Genomic DNA, 549 nt, shown 5'->3' with positions numbered 1-549 from the left:
TAATATTAAAAAAGAAACCGGAAACAAATACCATTTCATCATATGTACCTTGTAAATGCGCCCTGATTCCGCCGATTAATGTATCAAGTGCGGCAAGCACCGCAAGCGATAAATAGTTTGAGTATTCACTCGGTATCGTTAAGTTTGTCATTAGTCCAATCGCTATTCCGAGCACCACTCCCAACACGGGCAGCCACATGACAATTCTCCTCCTTTTCAGTCTTTAAGCAGTTTCAGCTGTTGTACGTCCAGTGGTCTGTCATATGCTTTTAATGTTAGTTTGCTTTCAGATTTACCGGCTTTTAATGCTAAATTTTCAGATGCAAAAAGATCCTCAAGGCCTGACCCCTTCACTCTGCTGTGTAACATGTCCGGATCTTTGGCAAGCACTTTTACTGTTAAAGGATAATCGTCAAGGGCGTATCCGTCTATTTTTGTAGTGCCGTTTATATCTCTGATGACTGTATGATTCACAACTCTTCGCTCGTTAATCGAGATATGCTCTGCACCGTAGGAGTTGAGTTCATTTATCAGCTTTTTCAGCAAATC

General features: G+C 41.2%; 2 protein-coding genes. Both read right to left on the bottom strand.

Going from position 1 to position 549, the window contains the following annotated elements; all coding sequences use genetic code 11:
• Positions 1-199 (bottom strand): DUF1290 domain-containing protein (locus ACWHAR_RS30960; RefSeq protein WP_452088917.1); only part of this gene is annotated, 199 nt, incomplete at its 3' end.
• 17 nt (positions 200-216) lie between these two features.
• On the bottom strand, positions 217-549 hold a 333-nt coding region (locus ACWHAR_RS30955), incomplete at its 5' end, for a DUF881 domain-containing protein (protein ID WP_452088916.1).

The organism is Bacillus sp. LR--39 (assembly GCF_053613335.1).
This window is presented reverse-complemented; position numbering and strand designations above follow the sequence as displayed.